We start from the raw sequence: 19,845 nt of genomic DNA on the forward strand, positions 1-19,845 counted from the left end.
CTAGGCTCGGTGCGTGACCTTCGACCTCGACGTCCTGCGTGAGCAGGTCGGATACATCGACGTCGATCCGTACGCGGTGGCGGCGCACGCCCTGCGGTACGGGACGCCGGGAGCGCTCGACCTGCTGGCGCTGATGGCCACGGACGGGCGCGACGGCTACGCGCCCGTGCAGGCGGCGGCCGACGCGTTCGCGACCACGGGCGCGCTGCCGTCCGGTCTCGACGCACGCGCCGTGGGTGCCCTGGCGCAGGCCCTCATCGGCAAGCACCACCGGCCCGGCGGGTCGTACGACGCCTCGGCACGCATGCATCGCCTCGCCCACGCGATCGGCTCGCTCGACGACCAGCCGACGGGCTTCGCGAAGCTGCTCGTGCAGACGCAGCTCGCGGCCGGCGCGCACGCCGAGCTCGACGCCCTGCTGGTCGCCACGCCGGGGCTCGTCGACGAGCACCTCGCCTGGATCGTCCGCACCGACCGGCTGCGGGACGACCTAGAGGCGTGGAGCGCCTCGTTCGGCGAGATCTTCGCGGAGGGCCAGGCGCCGGTGCGGATCGGTGCCGGCGAGGGTCGTCCGTTCGACCGGCTCGAGGCCACGGAAGCCGTGAGGCTCTCCTCGGGGGTGCACGACCCCCTCGTCACCGTCGTGATGTCGGTGTACGGGGCCGACGAGAGCCTGCTGACCGCGGTGCGCTCGATCGTCGAGCAGACGTACCCCCACCTCGAGCTGCTGGTCGTCGACGACTGCTCGCCCGCCGAGCACACCGCCGCGATCGATGCCGTCGCCGACCTCGACCCGCGCATCAGGGTGCTGCGGATGCCCGAGAACGGCGGCACCTACCGCGTGCGCAACCACGCGCTCGCCCAGGCGCGCGGCGAGCTCGTGACGTTCCAGGACTCCGACGACTGGTCGCACCCCGAACGCCTCGCCCGCCAGGTCGCGGCGCTGCAGGCGCGACCCGGTGCCGTCGCGTCGCTCAGCTCGTGGGTGCGCATGACGCCCGACCTCGTGCTCAACCGCGTGGGCTACGCCGCGACCCGCGTCAACGCCTCGTCGATGATGTTCCGCCGCGAGCCGGTCGTGGCCCGGCTGGGCGGCTTCGACACCGTCCGCAAGGACGCCGACTCCGAGTTCCGCGACCGCCTGGCCGCGACGTACGGCGAGGAGGCGCTCGTCGTGCTGCCCGACGTGCTGGCCGTCGCCCAGCTCACCGCCGACTCGCTGTCGCGCGACGACTTCGCCTTCGGCTGGTGGGCTCCCACCCGCGAGGCCTACGGCGCCGCCTACGGCCACTGGCACGACCGCATCCGCCGCGGCGTGGCGTCGCCGGTGCTCGACCCTTCCGCGGCCCGGCCGTTCCCGGCTCCGGCGACGTTCGTCGACCGGGTGCCCGAGCCCGTCACGTGCGACGTCGCCTACCTGTCCGACTGGCGGGTCGGCATCAACCGCTACGACGCGGCACCCCGCCGCGTGCGGGCGCTGCTCGACGCCGGTCTCGACGTCCACGCCGGGCAGGCGGTCAACCTGCGCCACGCCTACCGCACCCGGCGCGAGACGGTGCCGGAGATCCGTGACCTCCGGGCCGATCGGGGGCTCGGTTGGCTGGTCTGGACCGAGCCGGTGCACGCGCGACTGACGGTGGTCGACTCCGCCGAGCTGCTGATGTTCCCGCGCAGCGCCGCCGACGTGCGGCTCACGACCGAGCGGCTCGTGGTGGTCGCGGGCAGCTCGCCGCGGGTCCCCGCGCGGGGCTGGACGCTCTACGACCCGGCGACGGTCGAGCGCAACGGCCGCGAGCTGTTCGGCGTCGACGTCGAGTGGTGGCCGGCCCACGCCGGGGTGGCCGATGCCCTGCGGGCGGCGGGTGCGACGACGACCGTGCTGCCGCCCCGGTCGGTCGCGGTCGCCGACCACGGTCTGGCCCGGCCGTCGGTCGTCTCGCGTCCGCCCGTGGTCGGGGCGGCGCGCCTCGAGAAGATCGGCAAGAACCGGCTGCCCGGCGCCCAGCTGGTGCGGTACCTGCCGGTCGACGGGGCCTACGCGGTGCGGGTGCTCGACGACGACGAGGTCGTCCCCAAGCTGTTCCGCAAGAACCCCGTGCCGCCCAGCTGGACGATCGTCACCGGCGTCCCGCTCGACGTGTTCGCTGCGGATGCCGACGTGTTCGCCGGCTACGCGCCCGACGCCTGGGGCGACGGCGTCACGTGGCCCATGGCGAGCGCCCTGGCCGCCGGTGCGGTGCTGATCGTCGACCCGCGCCACCGCCCCGTGCTCGGCGATGCCGCGGTGTACGCGACGCCCGACGAGGCCCGCGCGACGCTCGACGCGCTGACGTCCGACCCCGCCTCGTTCGCGGCCCAGCGCGAGCGCGGCGACGCCTTCGTGCGCTCGCAGCTCGACCCGGCCGCCTTCGCCGCGTACGTCCGGAGCCTCGCATGGCCGAGCTGACCAAACCCGACCACGGCCGCACGATCCGGCTCGACATCGAGGGCATGCGCACGATCGCCGTGGGCTCGGTGCTGGCCGCGCACGCCGGCATCCCGTTCCTCGCCGGCGGCTTCATCGGCGTCGACGTGTTCTTCGTGCTGTCGGGATTCTTGATCACGGGGCTGCTCGCGCGCGAGATCGCCCGGTCGGGACGTGTCAGCCTGGCCACGTTCTGGGCCCGGCGGGCCAAGCGTCTGCTGCCGGCCAGCGCGACGGTGCTGGTGTTCTCGGCGCTCGTCACGTACCTGTACCTGCCGATCACGCAGCGCAAGGACTTCGGCGGCGACATCGTCTCGGCGGCGCTGTACGTCGTCAACTGGCGCCTGGCGGCGCGTGGCGTCGACTACCAGGCCGAGGACATCGGCGAGTCGCCCGTGCAGCACTACTGGTCGCTGGCGGTCGAGGAGCAGTTCTACCTGGTCTGGCCCATCCTGATGCTGGTCGTCGCGGTGCTCGCTGCGCGCCGCTGGAAGCAGGTGTCGTTCGTCGTCCTCGGGCTCGTCACGACCGCGTCGTTCGTGTGGTCCGTCGCCCACACCGACAGCAGCCCCCAGACGGCGTACTTCATCTCGACCACGCGTGTCTGGGAGCTCGGCATCGGCGCGCTGCTGGCCCTGTCGGCCGAGCGGGTGGCCCGGTTGCCGGGCGTGCTGCGCGCTGTCGGCGGGTGGGCCGGCATCGCGCTGATCGCGTACGGCGTGCTCGTCTTCGAGAAGTCCACCCCGGCCTTCCCGGGAGCGGTCGCCCTGGTGCCGACGATCGGCGCGGCGCTGATGATCGCCAGCGGTCTGCGCGAGACCCCCGGCTCGCCGCAACGGCTGCTGAGCCTGCGTCCCATGGTCTTCATCGGTGGCCTGTCGTACTCGATCTACCTGTGGCACTGGCCGATCCTGGTCGCCGCCCAGGCGAAGTACCCCGACCTGCAGCTGCGGTGGATGGTGCTGCTGGCCGCCGGCTCGATCGTCCCGGCCTACCTGAGCTTCCGGCTCATCGAGAACCCGATCCGCTTCGGCCGGTTCTTCAAGCCCAACGGTCGCGCGATCGGCATGGGCCTGGCGCTCACGGCCATCGGCGTCGGCGTGGGCTACGGGCTGGGGTCGACGGCCGACGCGGGCGTGGGGCAGGCGACGAGGTCGGCCAGCCCCGGCGCGGCCGCGCTGCTCGACCCGGCCAACAAGGACGTCGACTGGTCCGCGATCCGGTCGGTCGAGAAGATGCGGCCCTTGGCGACGCGCGCCGTCGACGACCGTCCCGCCTTCTACGACGACGGCTCGGGCTGCCAGGTCGACAACGGCGTGGCCGAGCCCAAGCTCTGCACCTACGGCGACGCGTCGTCGAGCCGGACGGTCGTGATCATCGGCGACTCCAAGATGGCGCAGTGGCAGCCGACCTTCGCCGCGATGGCCGAGAGCGAGGACTTCAAGCTCGTCCAGATCACCAAGTCGGCCTGCACGTTCGCCGACGTGTCGTTCGACCGTCCCAACAAGACCGACTGCCGGGCCTGGGGGCGGGCCGTGCTGCGGCAGGTGCTCGAGCTCAAGCCCGACCTGGTCATCGAGTCGCACCGCTTCATCGATGCGCTGCCGCCGGGCCGCACCGACGACGAGGACGCCACCCAGGACGCGATGGTCGACGGCCTGGCCAGCTACTGGCGCACCATCACCGATGCGGGCATCCCGCTCGTGACGCTGCTCGACAACCCGTCGCCGCCGGTCAAGGCCGTGTACGAGTGCGTCGCCCAGCACCCCAAGGACCTCTCGCAATGCGCGTTCCCGCTCGAGCCGGCCGTCGCGAAGTCCGCCGCCCCCGCGCAGCGCAAGGCCGCTGCCGAGGTGCCGGGCGTGGGCATCATGGACATGACGTCGACGATCTGCCCCGACGGTGACCGCTGCGCCGCCGTGATCGGCAACGTGCTGGTCTACCGCCAGCGCACGCACCTGACCAAGACCTTCGTGGCCAGCGCCGAGCGGCAGGTGGCGGCCGCGCTCTACGAGGCGTCCGACGGCTCCTTCGGCACGAGGCTCGTGACGCCCTAGACCGTCTTCCGGGTGCCCTGCGCCACGAGGGTCTCGATGGCCTCGACCGCCCGGCGCGAGTTGTCGCGGTCGTGGAACGTGAAGGCCTCGTGGGCGCGCTGGTCGTAGACGGGGGCGCGGCGCCGGTCGCCGAGCAGGTACGCCTCGATGGCGTCGATCGTGGCCTCGACGTCGTGCGTCACCGGGCCGAAGCCGTCGCGCTCGTGGTCGAACCACGACGGCTCGGCGTGACCGGCGGCGAACTCCTCGCGGTCGAAGTGCGTGTAGATCAACGGTGTGCCGAGGTAGGCCAGGTCGAAGTGCACCGACGAGTAGTCGGTCAGGAACAGGTCGCAGCGGCGCATGACGTCCTGGATGTCGGACGCGGCGGCGTCGAGGATCTCGACGCGGTCGCCGACCGGTGCGGCACCGGCGTACTGGGCCACCAGGTTGTAGTGCGGCATGAGCTCGAACCGGTGGTCGTGCTGCTCGAGGAGGGCGTGCAGGCGGGGGCTTCGCAGCAGGCCGTCGACGAACCGCTGGTAGGTCGAGCCCTCGAACGGCACCTCGCCCGTCGCGCCCTTCGTCAGCAGCTCGGAGGTGTAGAGCTCGGGGGCCAGGTAGCGCCGCCACGTGGGCATGAACAGGATCGTGCGGCTCGGCGGCGTGGGCACGAGGGCGTCGAAGCGCGGCAGACCGGTCTCGACGACCTGCCGGTCGTAGCCGGACGTGTGCCTGATCGCGGCGGTCTCGCGGCTGCTCGCCGTGAGGTAGAGGTCGTAGCCACCGGTGCGGCGTCGCACGTCGGTGGCCTTGTCGTTGATGCCGTGCTTGAGGTAGACGCGGTAGGCGCCGGTGCGCCACCCGAGCTGGCGCATGTAGTGCTGCTTGGGCCACTGCGACGGCACCATGTGCTTGATCGAGTAGGCGTTGGCCAGCACCGTGGCGTGCACCATCAGCAGCCGGTGCCGCAGCGACGAGTGGGCCACGACGTTGCCGAGCTCGCTCAGCTCGTCGAACCGGTCGCTCGAGCGGTCGAGCACGTAGTAGGCGCGGACGTCGGGCCGCTCGCGGCGCAGGTAGGTGAACAGGTGGTAGCCGTTGTCGCGCGCGGTGTCGGCCCGCTCGCCGACCAGCCAGATCTCGCGACCCGCGAACAGGGGCCACGTCGCGACGCGCAGCGGCTGCACGAAGGCGAAGGGGCGGCGGCGCAGCACGTCCTTGACGGTGCGGAGCGCCAGGGCGGCCTTCCAGCGCAGTCCGGCGAACGGACGCGGGTACGCCTGCGCCACGAACTCCGCGTGCTCGGAGGGCGAGGGGAACAGCTGCACCCGCCGGCCGTCGACCGCGAGGGGCCGCGACGAGGCCAGCGAGCCCGGTGCCGCGCCGACCGGCACGACGGACGCGTCGAGCGAGATCTCCATGCCGGTGGTGCCGATCGGCACCTGCTCGATCGGCACGTCGGCGACGAAGCCCGTCCAGCGGTCGGCTCCGTCCTCGTGGCGCAGGCGCGGCTCGGTGACGACGCTGAGCTCACGGGTGCCGTCGGGACGCAGCCAGTGCAGCAGCAGGGTCTGGTCGGGGGGCTGCTCGCCGTCGGTGCCGGGCCTGCGGCACGTTCCGACCAGGCGGAGGGTGCGACCCGCGTCGACGACGTCGACGCCGTGCAGGCTGGCCGCGATGAGCTGGACCGGCTCGTCGATCACTGGCGCTTGGCCTCCAGCTCGGCGATCGCGTCGAGGATCGACTGCCGGGCGTGCGCGAGATCGGTGAGCGTGCGGGCCGACGAGCGGTCGACGGCGTCGCGCAGCTCGTCGACGGTGCCGGTCTTGGTGCCGGCCGCGCCGGCCTCCTCGCCGGGCGACGTCAGCAGGTAGCCGACGATCGTCGCCTGCAGGGCCAGGATGCACAGCAGGCTGAGGTCGTACTCGTCGGCGATCGTGGCGATGACGCCGATCACGACGAGCACCGCCGTGGCGATCACCAGCACGAGGGTGCGCTCGGCGATCAGTCGACGCACGAGCGATCGTGCGGTGCGCTGCCAGGTGCTCATCGGACTCCTCGGGTGCTGGTGGGCGTGGTGGTCGCGAGGGCCGCGACGGAGTCGGCGAAGGCCGCCGGGGCCAGCTCAGTCTCGCAGAATTGCAGCGAGCGCTGCTGCTGCTCGGCGTGCAGCGCGGGGTCGGCGGTCAGGCGCTGCACGGCGCCCGCGACGTCCGGGTCGTCGAGGTAGAGGGCGGCGTCGCCCAGCAGGGGTCGCAGCGCCGGCTCGACCACCACGACGCACCCGCGCGCCATGGCCTCGAGCGCCGGACGCAGCAGGGTGGCCCCCGCGGTCTTGGTGCGCGGCACGACCACGACGTCGCACATGTCGTAGAAGGCGGTGGTGTCGATCGTGCCGGCGGCGAGTCGCAGGGCGTCCGGCCGGGGCAGGCCCCGCGGCTCGGCCTCGAGCACGCGGACGTCGGCGCCGACGGGCAGCGCGTCGGCGAGGCCTCGGCGGTCGGCGACCTCGATCGCCTCGGTGGCGGCATCGACGACGCCGACGACGGGGGCGCCCGGCAGCAGGCGCCGCGGGAAGCGGGCGGGTCGCACGACCTGCATGGGACGTGGGGCGTGGACGGTGCCGGTGGCCCCCGACGCCGTGATCGCCTCGGCGACGTCGGCGGTCGCGGGCAGCCACTGGACATCGACGGCGAACATCGTGCGCACGACCGACTCGACGTGCACCGGGTCCCACCCGACGGGCAGGCGGTCGGCGACCACCGCCACCGATGCTGGACGCATCGCGACCGCGTCGGCCGAGCGGGGCAGGGCCAGCAGGTCGACGTCGCGGACGAGGAGCACCCGCGGTGTCATCGGTGCACCCAAGAGCGCCCAGTCGGTGACACGGCGGTACATCAGCTCGAGGAGGTCGGCGCGCGGATAGTGGCGCTGGCGCGACGAGAAGCGCAGCGCGTCCATACGGGCGACCCCCACCGTGAGACCGGCACCGGCCAGCGCGGCGACCTCGTCGGCGGCACCCGCGTGGGCCAAGGGACCCGGACGCGGGTCGGTGAGCACCACGACGTCGGGGGCGAGATCGGCGTACTCGGTGCCCTCCATGTCGGGCGGGGCCGGGAAGGCGCGGCTGCCGTCGGGCAACGACGAGCGCGGCGGGGTGAGACCCGCCGCGATCTTGGCGTGCCAGTGGCGGAACGCGGAGTGGTAGGTCGCGCGGGCCGGCCGGTGCCAGCTGGGCCGGAAGTCCTCGCGCGACAGCGAGCCGCCGGTGAGCTGGTACAGCGACAGCGGCACCTTGAGGTTGACGATGCTCCTCAGGCCGTAGACCGTCGCGATGCGCTCGATGTACTCGGTGTCGGCGCCCTTGCGCATCAGGTCGAACGGCCCCAGCGCGTCGAAGACGTCGCGCTTCATCAGCAGCGACGGAGCGCTGTGCGCGAACGCCAGCGAGCCGACCCGCGTGATGTAGAGATCGGTGTGCAGGCGGATGGCCTTCGACAGCGTCGCCACGACCTTGGGGTCGGCGAACTCGGCCATCTGGCGCTCGAGCCGGCGGGGGTGCGACCAGTCGTCGCCGTCCTGGATGCCGAGGTACTCGCCGCGGGCGATCGAGAGCCCGTGGTTGCGCGCGCGGTAGGCCCCGCCGTTGACCGGCATGCGGTGATAGCTGACGCGGTCGTCGAGGGCCGTGGCCCGCGCGAAGACGTCCTCGAAGCCGGCGGGGCTGTGGTCGTCGACGAGGATGACCTCGAGGTTGGCCCACGTCTGCTCGAGGATCGACCGGGTCGCGGTGAGCAGGCTCTCGGTGGGCGACCAGACCGGCATCACGATGCTGATGAGCGGTCCGTCGACCGAGCCGGCGGGGGCGTCGGTGCGGACGGTGTCGAAGGGGCTGTCGGTGGCCTCGAAGCGCATGGGGTCGAGGCCGCGCTCGACGAACGGGGCGTTGAACCGCTCCTGCCACGTCTCGAGCGAGGCCGGCTCGACGCCGCGGAACGGGCTGACCAGGTCGAGGTTGACGGCCCAGTGGTACCACGACTCGGCGCTGTTGGTGGTGACGTCGGGGGTCGCCTGCGAGGTGTGCCGGCGCACGTAGTCGGCCCGGCCGACGGCCAGGTGGGCCTGGACGTCCTGGCGGTCGTACTCGTGCGGGTTGCCGTCGCGGTCGGCGATCGTGCGCGCGAGGGCGAACAGGTCGGCCGCCGTGCGGAAGTTGCCGTCGGTGCCGAAGGCGCGGCCCAGCATCAGGTAGGCGAAGCCGTACAGCGACGGGCTGTGCAGCGGCGCCAGCGTCTCGGCGCTGGGCGGGCGTCCGGCGGTCGCCTCGGCCGCCATGCCGGCGAGCTCGTCGACGCCGTAGTGGCCGCGCGACGCCTTGCGCGCCAGCATCTCCTCGCCGCCCTCGTACTCGTAGCGCAGCAGCGTCGCGGCGAGCCGTGCGCTCGACATCGCGCTGGAGTCGGCGAGGTCGGCGAGGTGCGGGGGCAGGCCGTGGATCGGGGTGTTCACCGGTGGGACTGCTCGCTTCCGGGTCGACGACGTGGTCAGGATACGCGGCCTCTCCCCGCGATCCGTGACGCCCACGGCGTCACGGGCGGCTCAAGACGCCGTGGGCGTCACATCTCGGAGAGCTCGACGATGACGGGAGCGTGATCGCTGGCGCCCTTGCCCTTGCGCTCCTCGCGGTCGATCCAGGCGGTCTCGACGCGGGAGGCGAGCGCCTGCGACGCCAGGACGAAGTCGATGCGGAGGCCGCGCTTCTTCGGGAACGCGAGCTGCTGGTAGTCCCAGTACGTGTAGACGCCCGGCCCCGGCGTGAACGGCCGCACCACGTCGGCGTAGCCCGCGTCGACCACGGCGTGGAACGCGTCGCGCTCCGGCTGCGAGACGTGGGTCTTGCCCTCGAACGCCGTCACGTCCCAGACGTCGTCGTCGGTGGGGATGACGTTCCAGTCGCCCGTCAGCGCGATCTGCGCCGTGGGGTCGTCGGCGAGCCACTGCGCCGAGGCCTGGCGCAGCCGCTCGAGCCACTGCAGCTTGTAGTCGTAGTGCGGGTGGCCGAGCTCGCGGCCGTTGGGCACGTAGAGGCTCCAGACCCGCACGCCGCCGCACGTCGCGCCGATCGAGCGCGCCTCGACGATCTCGGGGTCGCCGAACATCGGCTGGTCGTCGGCGAACTGCGTCGCGACGTCGTCGAGGCCCACGCGCGAGATGATCGCGACGCCGTTCCACTGGCTGAGGCCGCGGTGGGCGAACTCGTAGCCCATCGCCGAGAGCTCGAGCCCGGGGAACTGGTCCTCGCGGCACTTGGTCTCCTGGATGGCCAGGACATCGATGTCGTGACGCTCGAGGAACGCGGTCACGCGGTCGATGCGGCTGCGGACGGAGTTGACGTTCCAGGTCGCGATGCGCACGTCACGAACCTATCGCGTCGGCCCCTCGGGGGCGCCATCGTCCTCGGTGTCCCAGGTGCCGTCGGCGTCGAACTCGCAGACCGTGAGACGGTCGCGGCGGGCGAAGCCCGTGCGGAAGGCGGCCCGCCCGACCATGTGGGCCGACACGGGCGCGGTGAGCAGCTGGAACAGCCCGATCAGCACGATGATCGTGACGTCGGACAGGTCGCGCAGGCGCAGGGCCAGGCCCGTGAGGATCAGCAGCAGGCCGACGGTCTGCGGCTTGGTCGCGGCGTGCATGCGGCTGAGCACGTCGGGGAACCGGACGATGCCGATCGCGGCGATCGTGGCCATCAGCGAGCCGGAGACCAGCAGGGTGCCGGCGACGACGTCGATCATGAGGCGTCCCTCCGCTGCGTGGTGTCGGTCGAGTCGTCGGGGTCGGTGGGCTCGGCGTCGTAGGCGCGCCGGTCGGTGTCGGGCGCCGCGAACCGCGCGATGCTGACCGAGCTGAGGAAGCCGACCAGCGACAGGACCACCAGGATCGCCAGGGTCGTCGCGTGCCGCTCGACCGCCGCCTCGATGCCGATGGCACCGGCACTGGCGGCGACGAAGACGTCGGCGGCCACGGTGCGGTCGAGCATCGTGGGGCCCCGGACGATGCGCACGATGCACAGCACGCCGGTGATGGACAGCAGGATGACGCAGATGGTGCCGACGACGGTCATGGACGTCCTCCCACGCTCTGGCGGCAGGCCGTCATCTCGGAGTCGGAGCCCAGCGCGGCGATGACGCGTGCCTCCTGCGCGAGTGCCTTGGCGCGGCCGCGCTCGACCTTGGCGGCCGTGCTGCCGTCGAGCAGGTGCAGCCAGATGATGCCGCGGCGGCTGTCGAGCTCGATCAGCAGCGAGCCGGGGACGAGCGAGATCAGCTCGGCGGTGATGGTGAGCAGCAGCTCGCTGCGGGTGGCCAGCTGCACACGGATGACGGCGCTGCGCGGGGGAGCGGTCGGCCGGACGGCGATCCAGGCGACCTGCACGCTGGCGACGACCAGGTCGGCGAAGAACGTCGCGACCAGCCGCGCGGCCGCGACGGGCCTGAAGCGGCCATCCCAGGAGACGGACGGGAACGGGAACACGATCATGACCAGCAGGGCGGCCAGTGCGCCGCCGAGCACGGTGATCGGTCCGACGTTGCCCCACAGCAGCACCCACACGATCGTGAGGGCGACGACGACGGGCAGGCGGGTGAGGACCCCGCGGCCGAGACGAGTCATCATGACGTCCCCCCGGAGAAGAAGTGACGGTACCGGGGCGTCGCCATGATGTGCTCGACGTTCCTTCGCTGGCGCTCAGTCATCAGCCACCACCGCCCAGCACGGCGACGATGTAGCTGCTGCGACCCTGCAGCTCGTCGGCGGCGCGGGTCGTGAAGTCGAGCAGCGGGCCCGCCACGACGGTGAGCGCGATCGAGCAGCCGACGAGCATGAGCGTCGGCACGACCATGCCGAGCGGCAGCCGCTGCTGCTGCTCGTCGTCGACCTTCCAGGTGCTGGTGCGCTCGGTCTTGGTCGACACGCCCGACCGTCCGTGCATCGAGCCGCCGTGCGAGTCGGCCCCGAGGTCGTCGCCCGCCTCGTGCTCTGCCTCGGCGGGCTGCCAGAAGGCGCGGTTCCAGACCTTGGCGATCGCGTAGAGCGTCAGCAGGCTCGTGACGATCGCCGCCGCGACCGTGACGTACGAGAGCCAGCGGTGGTCATCGACGCCGGCCTGCACCAGGGCGAGCTTGCCGAGGAAGCCCGAGAAGGGTGGGATGCCGGCCAGGTTCATGGCGGGGATGAAGAACATCACCGACAGCATCGGCGCGGCGCGGGCCAGGCCGCCGAGCTTGTCGAGGTTGGTGGTGCTGCTGCGGTACTCGACGAGGCCCGCGACGAGGAACAGCGTCGTCTGCACGGTGATGTGGTGGGCGATGTAGAAGATCGCGCCCGACAGCCCTGCCGTGCTGCCGAGGGCCACGCCGAAGAGCATGTAGCCGATGTGGCTGACCAGGGTGAACGACAAGATGCGCTTGATGTCGGACTGGGCGACGGCGCCGAGGATGCCCACGACCATCGTGAACGCGGCGGCCCACAGCAGCAGCGTGCGCAGGTCGTTGTCGGGGAACAGCAGCGTCTGGGTGCGGATGATCGCGTAGATGCCGACCTTGGTGAGCAGGCCCGCGAACACCGCGGTGACCGGTGCGGGGGCCGTGGGGTACGAGTCGGGAAGCCACGCCGACAGCGGGAACACGGCCGCCTTGATGCAGAACGTCGTGAGCAGCAGAAGCTGCAGCAGGTTGGACACCTGGGGCGGCAGGTCGGCGATGCGCCCCGACAGCGCCGCGAAGTTGACCGTGCCGGTGGCCGCGTAGACGCAGGCGATCGCCACGAGGAACACGACCGACGAGATCATGCTGACGACGATGTAGATCGTGCCCGACCGCACGCGGGCACCGGTGCCGCCCAGCGTGATGAGCACGTACGACGACACGAGCAGGATCTCGAAGCCGACGAAGAGGTTGAACAGGTCGGCGGACAGGAAGGCGTTGGAGACGCCGGCGCTCAGCACCAGGAACGTCGGGTGGAACACCGACAGGGGAGCGTCGCGGCCGAACTCGACGATGCCCTGGCCGAAGGAGTACAGCAGCACGCACAGCGTCACGATGGTCGACACCAGCAGCATGAGAGCCGACAGGCGGTCGGCGACCAGACTAATGCCGATGTCGGCCGGCCAGCCGCCGACGTTGACGGTCTGCGGTCCGTAGTGGTCGGCGCGGTAGAGCAGCACCGCCGACACCGTGACGACGAGCGCCAGGATCGCCACGCTGATGATGCGCTGGGCGCGCGCCGAGCGCCCGAAGGCCAGGCACAGCCCGGCACCCAGCAGCGGCAGGATGACGGGCAGCAGCACGATCTGGTTCACGGCAGCTCATCCTCGTGGTCGGCGTCGAGAGCCTCGGGCACCGTCGTGGCAGGAACCTCGTGGACCTCACGGTGCTCGATCGGAGCGTCGGACCCTTCTTCGTCGGGCAGGGCGGCATCGGCCTCGTCGAACGTCACGGACGTCTCGTCCTGCTCGGCGCGGCGCCGGATGAGGTCGTCCTCGACGTCGTCCTGGACGTCGTCGTGGCCCGTGAGCTGCCAGGCCCGGTAGGCCAGCGCGAGGCCGAACGCCGTGACGCCCAGCGTGATGACGATCGCCGTCAGCACCATGGCCTGCGGCAGGGGGTCGCTCATGGGCTCGTCGGACAGGCCCACGATGGGCGCGGTGCCGGCCGGCCCGGAGACGACGAGGAACAGCACGCTGACGCCGTTGCCGATGAGAACGAAGCCGATCAGGATGCGGGTGAGGCTGCGCTCGAGCACCAGCGTGACGCCGGCGGCGACCATCACGCCGACCAGGATCACCAAGGGCAGGTTCGGGGTCATGCGGTGGCCCCCTCGACCGTCGCGCGATCGGACTCGTCCTCGATCTGGTGGTCGATGCCGCCGCCGAGGCTGCGCAGCACGTCGAGCGCCAGGCCGATGACCACGAGGTAGACGCCGATGTCGAAGAACACCGACGTGACCAGGTGCAGAGTGCCGAGCACGGGGACGTGGACGTCGACGATCGCGCTCTGCAGCACGCCGCCGCCGAGCAGGGTCGGGATGAGCCCGGAGAGCGCCGCGGTCGCGAGCCCGGTGCCGAGCACCATGCCGGCGTCGATGGGCGCGGCCTCGTCGAGCTCGGCGCGGCCTCCGGCGAGGTAGCGGATCATCAGGGCGAGGCCCGCCACGAGCCCACCGGCGAACCCGCCGCCGGGCAGGTTGTGGCCCACCAGCATCAGGTAGATCGAGAACAGCATCACGGTGTGGAAGATCAGCCGGGTGACGACCTCGAACACGACGGACCGGCGCGCATCGGTGGACGGACGGCCCGAGCGCAGCCAGCGCCCGTTGCCGCCGGGATCGGACCCGATGGTGGGCTCGGCGCGGCGAGGACGCCCGGAGCGGTCGGTGATGAGGAAGATCAGGCTCGCGACGCCGGTGGCCGCCACGACCAGCACCGACAGCTCGCCGAGGGTGTCCCAGGCGCGGATGTCGACGAGCGTCACGTTGACGATGTTGTCGCCGCCGCCGTACTCGACGGCCGGTTCGGCGAAGCCGTCGGAGACCGGACGTGCGGTGCGAGCGTTGGCCGCGACCAGCGCGAAGCCCGCCACGGCCGTGCCGGTGGCGACGCCGATGGCCACCCGCACCCACCGGGCGATGTTGAACGGCCGGTCGGAGAAGAACGGGGGCAGGCGCCGCAGCACCAGCACGAACGTGACCAGCAGGAAGGTCTCGACCAGGATCTGCGTCAGCGCGAGGTCGGGTGCGCCGTGCGCGACGAACAGCAGCGCGGTGCCGTAGCCCGTGATACCGACCAGCAGCACGGCCCGCAGGCGCCGGCGCGACCGGACCGTCAGGATCGCCGCACCGCCCATGAGCACCGCCGCGGCCAGCTGGATGCGGCTGTCGGCGCCGCGCACCGTGACGTCGTCCCAGGCCGTGATCAGGGCCGTTCCGGGCACCAGGATGAGGACGACCAGGATGACGCCGAGGTAGATCGGCAGCGATCCTCGCTGGGTCAGGCCGGTGACCTCGACCGACAGCCGGTCGATGCCGCGCATGAGGACGTAGTAGATGCGCTCGGCGTCGGGCACCCGCACGCGGTCGGCGACGGAGTGCTGGAACGAGGCGACGGGCTTGCGCCACCAGAAGAGGGCCAGACCGACGACGACGCACACGACCGACAGCGCCAACGCCAGGCTGAAGCCGTGCCACAGGGTCAGCTCGGGCTCGTGCGCGCCGCCGGGCATCGCCTCGGCGTACGACATCAGGCGCGGCGTGAGCCACGGGCCGGCCAGGCCGGCCGCGACCGTCAGGACGGCCAGGACGACCGGAGACGCCTGGAAGCCGGGGGAGAACTGCTTGGGCATGCAGATCGCGGCGCCGGGCTTGACCGCGAAGATGCCCCACACGAACCGGGCGCTGTAGGCGACGGTGAGGATGCTGCCGACGACGATGCCGGCGAGGGCGAGCACGGACCAGCCGCCCCACCCCAGGTCGTCCCCGAGGTCGGCGAACGCCGCGAAGCCGCTCTCCTTGGCCGTGAACCCGAACAGCGGCGGGAGGCCGGCCATCGAGCCGGCCGCGACGACCGTGACGACGAAGAGGACCGGCATGGCCTGCCGCATGCCCGACAGCTCGCGCAGGTCGCGGGTGCCGACCGAGCGGTCGACGATGCCCACGACGAGGAACAGCGTCGACTTGAAGAGCCCGTGGGCGCAGACCAGGGCGAGGCCGGCGAACGCGGCCGATCGCGTGCCCGCGCCGACCATCGCGATGAGGAAGCCGAGCTGGCTGACCGTGCCGTACGCCAGCAGCAGCTTGACGTCGTACTGCCGCAGCGCCCGCAGGCCACCCAGGATCATCGTGACGATGCCGAGGACGACCAGCATCGCCCGCCACCCCGGCACGTCGGCGAAGGCCGGCGCCAGCAGGGCGACGAGGAAGATGCCGGCCTTGACCATCGCGGCGGCGTGCAGGTAGGCGCTGACCGGGGTGGGCGCGGCCATCGCCCCCGGCAGCCAGAAGTGGAACGGGGCGAGGGCCGACTTGGAGATCGCGCCGACGAGGATCAGCATGATCGCGACCGTGACCGTGGTGCCGGACGGGCGGGCGGCGACGATCTCCTGCAGGCGGGGGCTGCCGGCCGCGTCGGCGAGCATCACGAGCCCGACGAGCATCGCCAGACCGCCGAAGGTCGTGACCAGCAGGGCGTTGAGCGCGGCCCGTCGGTTGGCGCGGCGCTCGGGGTTGTGCCCGATCAGCAGGAACGAGAGCACCGTCGTGAGCTCCCAGAAGATGTAGAGCACGTAGACGTTGTCGGACAGCACCAGCCCGAGCATCGAGCCGGCGAAGGCGGTCAGCACGCCCGAGAAGCGCCAGATCTCGGTGTCTCCGGGTCGGAAGTACCACGTGCAGTAGACCAGGACGAGGGCTCCGACGCCCGTGACGACCAGGGCCAGCACGCCGCTGAGCGGGGTGATGACGAAGTCGAGGTCGAGCCCGATCGTCGGGATCCACGCGACGTGCTGCTCGTGCGGCGCGCCACCGTCGGTGATGCGCCCGACGTGAGGCAGCAGCCAGGCGAACGACGCGGCCGGCGCGAGGGCGAGGACGAGGAAGGCTCGTCGTCCGACGGCCCGGACGAGGACAGGCGCCCCCGCTGCAGCAAGAAAGTGGAGCGTCAAGAGGGCGATCATGGCGTCGTCCCATCCTAACGGAGGGTGCTGACGTGTCGTCAGTTCCCCCGTTGGCGAGACAGGCGGGGCCCGTGGGGCACACCATGGAGTCCGCTCGTTCTCGGGAGGGGAGACCTCGTGCGCATCGTCTGGACCGTCGTCGTGCTGCTGGTCGCTGCGGGTCTGACGGCCGCACCGGCCGAGGCCGCGGGCCCGCCGCCCGTGACGCTGCCGTCCGCCCCGACCGGTCTGACGTCTCCGGTGACGCTGCCCGCGGACGTCGACCCGGTCTCTCCGTACCTGCCGCAGGTCACGTGCCACCCCGTCGACATGCCGGGCCCGCTGATGCTGCGCGAGCTGCTGCTGCGGACGTACGGCATCGGACGTCCGGGATCGATCTCGCGCGGCTGCACCGAGGGGCTTTCCGAGCACAGCGAGGGCCGGGCGATGGACTGGATGGTCGACTCCCGCAAGCCGGCGGAGCGCGCCGCCGCGGCCGACTTCCTCGCCTGGCTGACCCGCGACGACGGGCTGAACGCGCGGCGGCTGGGCGTCATGTACGTCATCTACGACGAGCGGATCTGGTCGGTCTACAACGTCCGCGCGGGCTGGCGGGCGAGTCGGGGACACGTCGACCACCTGCACGTCTCGTTCAGCTGGAACGGGGCGCGGGCCAGCACGTCGTTCTGGACGGGCCGGGTGGGCGCCCTCGACCTGGGCCCGTGCGTGCGGTTCACGGGCTCGTACGCCCCTCCGACCGCCGCGCCCCGGACCGTCCCGTGCGGCACGCCGAGCGCCGCCCTGGTGCGGACGTCGCGCGGAAGCCGCGCGTATGGCAGCAGCGGCAGCACGGTCCGGCGGGCCCAGAGTCTGCTGCGCGTGCCGGCGACGTCCCGGTTCGACCGGACGACCTGGGACGCCGTGCGGGCGTACCAGCGGGCCCACGACCTGCCGGTCACCGGCGCGCTCGACCACCCCACGTGGGCCTCGCTCGACCGGTCGAGCGTCAGGCGACGCACCGTGACGGGCTTCAGCCGTGCGAGGGCCGCGACGTACGGCGTGGACCGGTACTCGTCGACGAGGCTGTCGGAGGGTGCGGCCGGGCGTGCGGTGGCGATCCTCCAGAAGGCGCTGGGGATGTCGCTCGTCGACCGCAACGGCTACTTCGGGCCCCGCACGCGGGCGGCCGTCGTCAGTCTGCAGAAGAAGGCCGGGATCGCAGCGGACGGCGCCGTCGCGGGCGAGGAGTGGCGGGCGATCCGGTCGTCACTCGTTTGACCGGGCGGAACCGCCGCGGACTGCCATCATGAATCCATGAACGACCAGAACTCGGCGGCGTACAACCCCGAGCGCGAGGACGACCACCTCGAGCGACGCATCCGTGAGCAGCCCGACGTCACCCCGAACCGGTGGGTCAGGCGCATCGTGCTGATCATCGTCCTGATCGGCGTCGCCTACGTCGTCTACCTGATGTCGGCCGCCTTCTTCCCGCGGTGGTGGGCGCAGCGGGTCGCCGACCAGGTCGACGGCAGCGTCACGCGCGGCACCACGTGGGGCCTCTTCTACGGCGTCGTCTTCACCGCGGTGCCCCTGCTGCTGCTGGCGCAGGTGCGACGCGGCTTCTTCAGCTGGGCCTGGCGGGGCATCGTGGCGCTCGTCGCGATCGCCCTGGCCGCCCCGAACTGGTTGACGCTGTCGGTCGTCGCGGGCAACAGCAACGCCGCCCACGCGGGCGAGCGCATCATGGACGTCGACGCGCCGGGCTTCCGCGCCGCCACCCTCGTCGGAGCGCTCGTGGGTGCGGTGCTGGTGATCGGCTTCACCGTCGTCACGATGCGCCTCAAGAACCGGCGCAACGAGGTCAAGCGTCTCAAGCACGAGCGCGACGACCTGCGTCGCGCCCGCGACGACGACCACTGAGTCGTCGATCGGTCGCCCAGCACCTCGACGACCGCGGTTTCCGTGGCGTTAAATGCTGATTCAGGACCCGATCCGCACCTTTCAGGCCTTGTGGTCTGAAGTCGTACCGCAGTAGCGTGCACCAACTTCTTCAGAGAGCTGGGTGCACTCATGGCGGATCAACTCAACGACGACGAGCAGCTGCTCGCATCGCTCGGCTACAAGCAGGAGCTCAACCGCAGCTGGTCGAGCTTCTCGAACTTCGCGATCTCGTTCTCGATCATCTCGATCCTCGCGGGCTGCTTCACGACCTTCGGCCAGGCGTGGAACAACGGCGGTCCCGTCGCCATCTCCTGGGGCTGGCCGATCATCTCGATCTTCATCCTCATCATCGGCTTCACGATGTCCGAGCTGGTGTCGGCCTACCCGACCTCCGGCGGCATCTACTGGTGGGCCGCCAAGATGGGCGGACCTGCCACGGGCTTCTTCACGGGCTGGCTCAACCTGATCGGCCTGCTGGCCGTCACGGCATCCGTGGCCTACGGGTGCGCGACGTTCTTCGACCTGACGCTCAGCACGATCAGCAGCAGCTACGCCGACGGCTACTCGCTGACCCGTGTGTTCATCACCTTCATCGTGATCTTCGCCCTGGGCGCCCTGCTCAACATCTACGGAGGCCACCTGCTGGCGGTGCTCAACAACATCTCGGTCTGGTGGCACGTCGCAGGTGCCGCCGCGGTCATCCTGATCCTCGTCGTCATCCCCGACTCGCACCAGAGCATCGACTTCGTCTTCACCGAGCGCATCAACAACTCGGGCTACCTCGACGGCAAGTACTGGTTCCTCGTGCTGCCGCTCGGCTTCCTGCTGACGCAGTACACGATCACGGGCTTCGACGCGTCCGCCCACCTCGCCGAGGAGACGCAGGGTGCTGCCGAGGGAGCCGCCAAGGGCATCTGGCGCTCGATCGCGTACTCCGCGATCGGCGGCTACCTGCTGCTGCTCGCCTTCGTGTTCGCGGTGCAGGACCCGCAGGGCGTCACGGACGGCTTCGGCGCGGTCGACGTCATCTTCGGCCAGGCGCTGCCCGAGGGCTGGCACTTCGCCATCCTCGCGATCTCGACGGCCGGGCAGTTCTTCTGCGCCGTCGCCTGCCTGACGAGCGCCTCGCGGATGACCTTCGCGTTCAGCCGCGACGGCGCGATCCCCGGTTCGAAGCTGTGGGCCAAGGTCAACCCCCGCACCAAGGTGCCGGCCAACGCCGTGACGTTCGTGGCGGTCGTGGGCGTCATCATCACGCTGCCGGCGCTCAAGAGCATCGGCGGCGTCCCGATCGCGTTCTACGCCGTGACGTCGGTCGCCGTCATCGGCCTGTACCTGGCGTTCGCGATCCCGATCTTCCTGCGCTGGAAGATGGGCGACGACTTCGTGCCCGGCAGCTGGAACAACGGCCAGAAGTACAAGTGGATGAACCTGCTGGCGGTCGCCGAGATCGCGATCATCTCGGTCTACTTCATCCTGCCGTTCGTCCCGGCCGGCTGGATCTTCTCGGACGACTTCACGTGGAGCGCGGTCAACTACGCGCCGATCCTGACCGGCGGCACGCTGATCGTCCTGGCGATCTGGTGGCAGCTGTCGGCCAAGAAGTGGTTCACCGGGCCCAAGATGACGATCGACACGGCCGTCACCGACGCCTTCAAGGACTGAGATAAGGTTCGATAACAGACCATATCTTTCACTC

15 protein-coding genes are annotated in these 19,845 nt (G+C 71.3%); 5 read left to right on the top strand and 10 right to left on the bottom strand.

The window, feature by feature from the left end; genetic code table 11:
* Nucleotides 1-13: 13 nt before the first annotated feature.
* Together DX116_RS08460 and DX116_RS08465 are read left to right on the top strand one after the other, a co-directional pair.
* Entirely contained in the window at nucleotides 14-2,446 is a 2,433-nt protein-coding gene (locus DX116_RS08460; RefSeq protein WP_119703669.1) for a glycosyltransferase family 2 protein, read from the top strand.
* Nucleotides 2,434-4,521 carry an acyltransferase family protein gene (locus DX116_RS08465; protein WP_119703670.1) on the top strand — a complete coding sequence of 696 codons (2,088 nt, stop codon included), beginning with the start codon at nucleotides 2,434-2,436 and terminating at the stop codon, nucleotides 4,519-4,521. The genes DX116_RS08460 and DX116_RS08465 overlap by 13 nt, the downstream gene beginning before the upstream one ends.
* Here DX116_RS08465 and DX116_RS08470 read toward each other — a convergent pair.
* The 10 genes from DX116_RS08470 to DX116_RS08515 all read right to left on the bottom strand — a co-directional run bounded on the left by DX116_RS08470 (nucleotide 4,518) and on the right by DX116_RS08515 (nucleotide 16,226).
* The gene (locus DX116_RS08470) at nucleotides 4,518-6,206 is read right to left on the bottom strand and encodes a CDP-glycerol glycerophosphotransferase family protein (RefSeq protein ID WP_119703671.1); all 1,689 of its coding nucleotides are present in this window, start codon (nucleotides 6,204-6,206) and stop codon (nucleotides 4,518-4,520) included. The two genes, DX116_RS08465 and DX116_RS08470, sit on opposite strands and share 4 nt — an antisense overlap.
* Entirely contained in the window at nucleotides 6,203-6,553 is a 351-nt protein-coding gene (locus tag DX116_RS08475) for a hypothetical protein (protein ID WP_119703672.1), read from the bottom strand. The genes DX116_RS08470 and DX116_RS08475 overlap by 4 nt, the downstream gene beginning before the upstream one ends.
* Complete coding sequence (locus DX116_RS08480) at nucleotides 6,550-9,012, bottom strand: glycosyltransferase family 2 protein (RefSeq protein ID WP_119703673.1); 2,463 nt, start codon at nucleotides 9,010-9,012, stop codon at nucleotides 6,550-6,552. Before DX116_RS08480 ends, DX116_RS08475 begins: the two co-directional genes overlap by 4 nt.
* Before the next feature lie 107 nt (nucleotides 9,013-9,119).
* Nucleotides 9,120-9,917: an exodeoxyribonuclease III gene (locus tag DX116_RS08485; RefSeq protein WP_119703674.1), complete on the bottom strand. Its 798-nt coding sequence runs from the start codon at nucleotides 9,915-9,917 to the stop codon at nucleotides 9,120-9,122.
* Nucleotides 9,918-9,926: 9 nt separating this feature from the next.
* A complete protein-coding gene (gene mnhG, locus DX116_RS08490) occupies nucleotides 9,927-10,295 on the bottom strand; it encodes a monovalent cation/H(+) antiporter subunit G (protein WP_119703675.1) in 369 nt (122 codons plus the stop codon).
* Entirely contained in the window at nucleotides 10,292-10,624 is a 333-nt protein-coding gene (locus DX116_RS08495; protein ID WP_119703676.1) for a monovalent cation/H+ antiporter complex subunit F, read from the bottom strand. Before DX116_RS08495 ends, mnhG begins: the two co-directional genes overlap by 4 nt.
* Nucleotides 10,621-11,175, bottom strand: a complete 555-nt coding sequence (locus DX116_RS08500) for a Na+/H+ antiporter subunit E (RefSeq protein ID WP_119703677.1) — start codon at nucleotides 11,173-11,175, stop codon at nucleotides 10,621-10,623. The genes DX116_RS08495 and DX116_RS08500 overlap by 4 nt, the downstream gene beginning before the upstream one ends.
* A gap of 79 nt (nucleotides 11,176-11,254) precedes the next feature.
* Nucleotides 11,255-12,859, bottom strand: coding sequence for a Na+/H+ antiporter subunit D (locus DX116_RS08505; protein WP_119703678.1), 1,605 nt, complete (start codon nucleotides 12,857-12,859; stop codon nucleotides 11,255-11,257).
* Complete coding sequence (locus DX116_RS08510; protein ID WP_119703679.1) at nucleotides 12,856-13,365, bottom strand: Na(+)/H(+) antiporter subunit C; 510 nt, start codon at nucleotides 13,363-13,365, stop codon at nucleotides 12,856-12,858. Before DX116_RS08510 ends, DX116_RS08505 begins: the two co-directional genes overlap by 4 nt.
* Complete coding sequence (locus DX116_RS08515; protein WP_119703680.1) at nucleotides 13,362-16,226, bottom strand: Na+/H+ antiporter subunit A; 2,865 nt, start codon at nucleotides 16,224-16,226, stop codon at nucleotides 13,362-13,364. Before DX116_RS08515 ends, DX116_RS08510 begins: the two co-directional genes overlap by 4 nt.
* Nucleotides 16,227-16,343: 117 nt before the next feature.
* On the opposite strand from DX116_RS08515, the gene DX116_RS08520 reads away from it, so the two are divergent.
* The 3 genes from DX116_RS08520 to DX116_RS08530 all read left to right on the top strand — a co-directional run bounded on the left by DX116_RS08520 (nucleotide 16,344) and on the right by DX116_RS08530 (nucleotide 19,811).
* Nucleotides 16,344-17,483 carry a peptidoglycan-binding domain-containing protein gene (locus tag DX116_RS08520; protein WP_119703681.1) on the top strand — a complete coding sequence of 380 codons (1,140 nt, stop codon included), beginning with the start codon at nucleotides 16,344-16,346 and terminating at the stop codon, nucleotides 17,481-17,483.
* 36 nt (nucleotides 17,484-17,519) lie between these two features.
* Entirely contained in the window at nucleotides 17,520-18,125 is a 606-nt protein-coding gene (locus DX116_RS08525) for a hypothetical protein (RefSeq protein ID WP_119703682.1), read from the top strand.
* 150 nt (nucleotides 18,126-18,275) lie between these two features.
* Nucleotides 18,276-19,811: an amino acid permease gene (locus DX116_RS08530; RefSeq protein WP_119703683.1), complete on the top strand. Its 1,536-nt coding sequence runs from the start codon at nucleotides 18,276-18,278 to the stop codon at nucleotides 19,809-19,811.
* The last annotated feature ends 34 nt before the right edge of the window (nucleotides 19,812-19,845 follow it).

The organism is Aeromicrobium endophyticum, from assembly GCF_003586285.1.
Lineage (GTDB): Bacteria > Actinomycetota > Actinomycetes > Propionibacteriales > Nocardioidaceae > Aeromicrobium > Aeromicrobium endophyticum.

Excerpts from the sequence above, each read along its gene's own strand:
- DX116_RS08465 (WP_119703670.1), top strand. The coding sequence starts at position 2,434 with ATGGCCGAGCTGACCAAACCCGACCACGGCCGCACGATCCGGCTCGAC.
- DX116_RS08475 (WP_119703672.1), bottom strand. The coding sequence starts at position 6,553 with ATGAGCACCTGGCAGCGCACCGCACGATCGCTCGTGCGTCGACTGATC.
- mnhG (WP_119703675.1), bottom strand. The coding sequence starts at position 10,295 with ATGATCGACGTCGTCGCCGGCACCCTGCTGGTCTCCGGCTCGCTGATG.
- DX116_RS08495 (WP_119703676.1), bottom strand. The coding sequence starts at position 10,624 with ATGACCGTCGTCGGCACCATCTGCGTCATCCTGCTGTCCATCACCGGC.
- DX116_RS08500 (WP_119703677.1), bottom strand. The coding sequence starts at position 11,175 with ATGATGACTCGTCTCGGCCGCGGGGTCCTCACCCGCCTGCCCGTCGTC.
- DX116_RS08510 (WP_119703679.1), bottom strand. The coding sequence starts at position 13,365 with ATGACCCCGAACCTGCCCTTGGTGATCCTGGTCGGCGTGATGGTCGCC.
- DX116_RS08515 (WP_119703680.1), bottom strand. The coding sequence starts at position 16,226 with ATGATCGCCCTCTTGACGCTCCACTTTCTTGCTGCAGCGGGGGCGCCT.
- DX116_RS08525 (WP_119703682.1), top strand. The coding sequence starts at position 17,520 with ATGAACGACCAGAACTCGGCGGCGTACAACCCCGAGCGCGAGGACGAC.
- DX116_RS08530 (WP_119703683.1), top strand. The coding sequence starts at position 18,276 with ATGGCGGATCAACTCAACGACGACGAGCAGCTGCTCGCATCGCTCGGC.